At 48.5% G+C, this 5,193-nt stretch carries 1 protein-coding gene; it reads left to right on the top strand.

The window, feature by feature from the left end; translation table 11 throughout:
- A partial coding sequence (locus Q365_RS26900; protein WP_051563822.1) for a glycoside hydrolase family 17 protein occupies positions 1-5,193 on the top strand: 5,193 nt, incomplete at both ends.

Raw genomic sequence — 5,193 nt, forward strand, 5'->3', positions numbered from 1 at the left:
ACTGACGGCGGCACCGATGGTGGCACTGACGGCGGCACCGATGGTGGTACTGACGGCGGCACCGATGGTGGTACTGACGGCGGCACCGATGGCGGCAACACAGGTGAAGTCGTTAACCAGTCTTTTATCGCTTACAGCGGTCAAGATGACACTTATGCAATGGAATACTGGGGTGATACTTGGGGTAGTGGTACGACGGTTTCTGACGTAGCCGATGAAGACTATGCTAAAACATTCCAGCTTGACAGTGGGACTGATTGGGGCGGCCCTAATATAGCGATCGCATGGGGTAACGAGCCAGAAAATGCCATTGATATCAGCGACTATACCCATACTCGCTTCAAAGTAAAAACGTCAGACTTTAGCAATGTGTTTGTCACCGTTCAGAGTGCGAGCCAGAGTGAGGATAAAAACTCCTATTTACTATCTGAAGGTACTGCTTTAGAGAATGGCTGGGTTGAAATTGAAGCGCCGCTGCCAGATTTCACTGACATGACTTGGTTCGCTCTTCAGTTTGAAGGCGAAGGTACAGCACTAATTGCAGATATCGAGTTCATTGAGCGTGGTCAGACGTCCGCACCAAACGAAGCTGCGTATATCGCGTACAGTGACCAAGACGACACTTTTGCAATGGAATACTGGGGTGACAACTGGGGTAGCGGTGCAGTTCTTGCGGACGCAACAGGTAAGCCTTACTCAAAAGCATTTACTTTAACCAGTGGCAATAGCTGGGGTGCTGATGCAGCCGCAGTTGCTTGGGGCAATGAACCAGAAAACGTTGTGGATGCCTCCGCATTCTCTTACCTTCGTTTTAAAGTTGAACCAGGTTCCTATTCTGCAGTTGACGCTGTTTTCCAAAGCGCAAGCCAAGCGGAAGTTAAAAATACTTACAACTTCTCTAGCGGCGAAACGTTGGATAATGGTTGGGTGCAAATGGAAGTTCCATTCCCAGCATTCTCTGATATGACGTGGATTGGCCTTATCTTCAACGGCGCAGGTTCAGTGAACTTTGCTGATGTTGTTCTGGTTTCTCAAAGTGGATCTGACGGTAGCACCGATGGTGGAACTGACGGCGGTACTGATGGTGGCGCGGTATTCACTGCTTATCAAAGTGGCGCAATCCAATATGGGTTGGAAGCGAATGGTTGGGAAGAGACTTCTTTCTTTACCGCTAACCCAGACAAGCAATCTCTTGAACTCACAACACCGCCTACCGCAGGCACCGCGCAAGTTTGGGGTTGGGGTGCTGGTTTAAATACCGCAGATCAAGCGTCGACTGACTTAAGTGGTTACCAAAATGGTTTCATGAATTTTGAAATCATGGGTACGACGACAACCGATATTACGGTTGGATTCCAAACGGGCGTATTTGGCGTTGATAGCCGCCCTCAAACGAACAATGGTGTGACATTCGGTCCAGGTGGTCGTTCAATCACTGGCGAATGGCAGTCATACTCAATTCCAATGTCAGAATTGATGGCTGCTGCTGGTAATACTGCCAACCTTGCTGATGTAACGTCGCTGATTTATTTCAACGGCCAAGCAGATGATGGCGGTGTGATTGAAGTTCGTAACCTTTACTTCAGTCAATCATCAGACGGCGAGATTGGTTCAGACCTATCTGGTGGCACTGATGGTGGAACTGATGGTGGAACTGACGGCGGAACCGATGGTGGAACTGACGGCGGCACCGATGGTGGTACTGACGGCGGAACCGATGGTGGCACTGACGGCGGAACTGATGGTGGTACTGACGGCGGCACCGATGGTGGAACTGACGGTGGCAGCACAGACTACTCAGTAGCTCCTGAAATTGCTCCACAACCAACCGTGACGGGTACCTTCCCAGTTTCAACCGTTACTGGTGGTGATGCATCAGGTCAGCCAGTGCTTGGCACCGCTGAACTTCCTGCAATCTCTTACGGCGCTTTCCGCACAGACGTGCGTTCTAACGAAAATGCCCCAAGCGTTGCGGAAGTTAAAGAAGACCTGAAAATTATGCATGCTGCGGGTATTCGTATGCTGCGTACGTATAACACTCAGGACTTCATAGACACAGAACGTTTACTTCAAGCGATTAATGAGCTTCAACAGGAAGATCCTAGCTTCGAAATGAACGTGATGCTTGGTGTTTGGATCTCTGCACTCAATGCATTCTCTAATGTAGAAATAGACAGTTCACAAGAACACGCCAACAACCAGTTGGAAATGGATAAAGCCGTTGAGTTCGCTCAAACTTATCCAAACATTATCAAAGTGATTGCGGTTGGTAATGAGGCAATGGTTGAGTGGGCGAGCAGCTACCGTGTTGAACCAGGTATTATTCTGAGCCGTGTTAACGAACTTCAAGCAATGAAGGCCGATGGCACAATCAGTGAAGATATTTGGATCACCAGTTCTGAAAACTGGGCGGTTTGGTCTATCAATAATGGCTACTACCAAGCACATGAAGCAGACATCAAAGCGCTGATTCAAGCCGTTGACTATGTGTCTGTGCACGTTTACCCATTCCATGACACATTCCACGATGCTGATTTCTGGCCAGTGCCTGAATCAGAGCAGTCTTTAACACGTCAAGAGCAAGCTGACAAAGCCATGGAGCGAGCGTTTAACAAAGCGCTGACTCAAATTGACACTGTTAAACAGAGTGTAATGGCTGTTGATAGCACTAAACAGCTCCACATTGGCGAAACAGGTTGGTCGACTGAGTCGAACACAGGTTTCGGTGCTGGTGGAACGGGTGCTTCTGATGAGTACAAACAGAAGAAATACTTTGATGCGATGAGCCAATGGGCTACCGACTACGGTGCATCTGTATTCTTCTTCCAAGCATTTGATGAACCATGGAAAGGTGGCGCTGAAAACACTGGCGATCCAGAGAAGCACTTTGGTCTGATCGATATTGATGGTAATGCGAAATATGCCATCTGGGATCTGGTTGATGCAGGTGCATTTGAAGGAATAACTCGCGGTGGTAATCAGATCGTTAAGTCAAACGGTGGTGTTGAGCAAAATATCATTGACGCGATTCACGCTATTCCGTACGAAACGGGTACTGATACCTCTGGTACTGGATACGTTATGTATACCGGTAAAGACACTGTTCACAGCTTCGACGATATTCAAGTTTGGTCGCAAGACGGAACGGGCGCCAGCATTGGTGCTGGAAGTGACAGCGCCTATTCACCTGTACAAGAACTGACGGTAACAGGCGGTTGGGGTTCTGCTGCTTGGTTGTTTAACACTACACACGTAGACCTAACGCCATATACGCATGCCGAGTTCAAAGTTAAAACGTCTGCTGCGAATGTTGATGTTACTTTCATCAACCAAGCAGATGAAACAACAGCGAACCCGTACTCGCTTTCATCAGGCTCTTCGCTTGATAACGGCTGGGTTCAAATGAGTGTGCCAGTGCCTTCTTATTCAGATATGAAGACATTTGCGTTGACTCTCGGTGAAAATGGAACACTTGAGATCGCTGACATTGCTTTTGTGAATAACGATAGCAATGGCGGTACGACAGCGCCTGAAACGGGCTATGTACTGTATACCGGTCAAGAGACAAACATTATCTTTGAAGACGTTCAAGTTTGGAATAATGCTGGTTTAAGCGAAGTCGATAATGACCTCTATGATCCAGTACTAGAACTAGACGTAACTGAAGGTTGGGGCGCGGTTGCTTGGGTTAGCAGTTCAAATCCAATTGACATTTCGTCTTACACTCACGCGCAGTTCAAAGTACGTACCGATGCAAGCGGAGTTCGATTGTCTATCCAGAGCTTGTCACAGGATGAGGTCGCTAATGACTATTCACTGTCACAGGGTTCTGATCTGACCGACGGCTGGGTGCAAATGGAAGTACCACTGCCCGCTTTCACAGACATGACAACATTCGCGATGGTGTTGAGCCAAAATGGCACACTGGAAATTGCAGATGTCGCTTATGTGAACAAAGGTGATGGTGGTTCTGCACCAGAAACAGGCTACATCCTGTACACAGGTCAAGAAACCAACCTTGTTTTCGACGATGTTCAAGTTTGGAACAATGCGGCTCTAGGCGATGCAAATAGCGACTTGTACAACCCTGTACTTGAACTGACTGTAACAGATGGTTGGGGCGCGTTGGCATGGTCAAGCACGCTTAACCCAATCAACGTTACGTCATACACGCATGCACGCTTCAAGCTTCTGACTGACCTAGCTCAGGTTCGCATCTCAATCCAAGGTGTAACTGACGGTGAAGTGGCAGAAGATTACCTGCTTTCAAATGGAACAGCGCTGACAGATGGCTGGGTACAAATGGAAGTACCAATGCCAAACTTTACCGACTTGACAACCTTTGCGGTCGTTCTTACTGAAAATGGTAGCTTCCAGATTGCAGACCTTGCGTTTGTCAATGCTGACGGCGGCACCGATGGAGGAACTGACGGCGGCACCGATGGAGGAACTGACGGCGGCACCGATGGCGGTACTGACGGCGGCACCGATGGTGGAACTGACGGTGGTACTGATGGCGGATCGACAGGCAACACGCCAATCGTTATCTTCAACGACGCTGCGAACCCTCAGTGGGTAGCGTGGGATTGTTGTGGTGGTACGACGCCACCAGTGACAACTGACAGTGATTCTGAGTACGGTGAAGTGACGCTATTTAAGGTCGTCAACGCGACAGTGAATGGCTTTAGTTCTCGTGAAGGTGTTGCGACGGATCCTCAGCCAATCGATGTAAATGCATGGATGGCAGAAGGTGTTATCTCGTTTGATATGAAGCTACTTGCTGCAGGTGATTCACCAGCAGATGACTGGAAGTTCAAAGTCGAATCAAATGGTGGCCCTGATAATGGTGGTCAGTTCGTAGAACTGAGCTTAGATACTCTTCCAGAGTTGAATACTTGGAAGAACTATACGTTTAATCTGAGCGACCTATCAAACAGCGGACTTGACCTCACGGCGATCGATCTCATTATGGTATTCCCAGCCTGGGAAACAGGGATCGGCTCGGAGTATGTGATAGACAATGTGATTGTCTCTCCGACTGATAGTGATGGTGGAACTGACGGTGGTTCAACGGTTAATGCTTATATCGCCTTCAGCGGTCAAGATGACACATTTGCCGTTACAAATTGGGGCGATAACTGGGGCAGTGGCTCAAGTTTTGTTGCCTTAAGTGGAGACCAATACGCGAAAACG

The sequence above is a fragment of the Enterovibrio calviensis DSM 14347 genome, assembly GCF_000621165.1.
In the GTDB taxonomy this organism is placed as follows: Bacteria; Pseudomonadota; Gammaproteobacteria; order Enterobacterales; family Vibrionaceae; genus Enterovibrio; species Enterovibrio calviensis.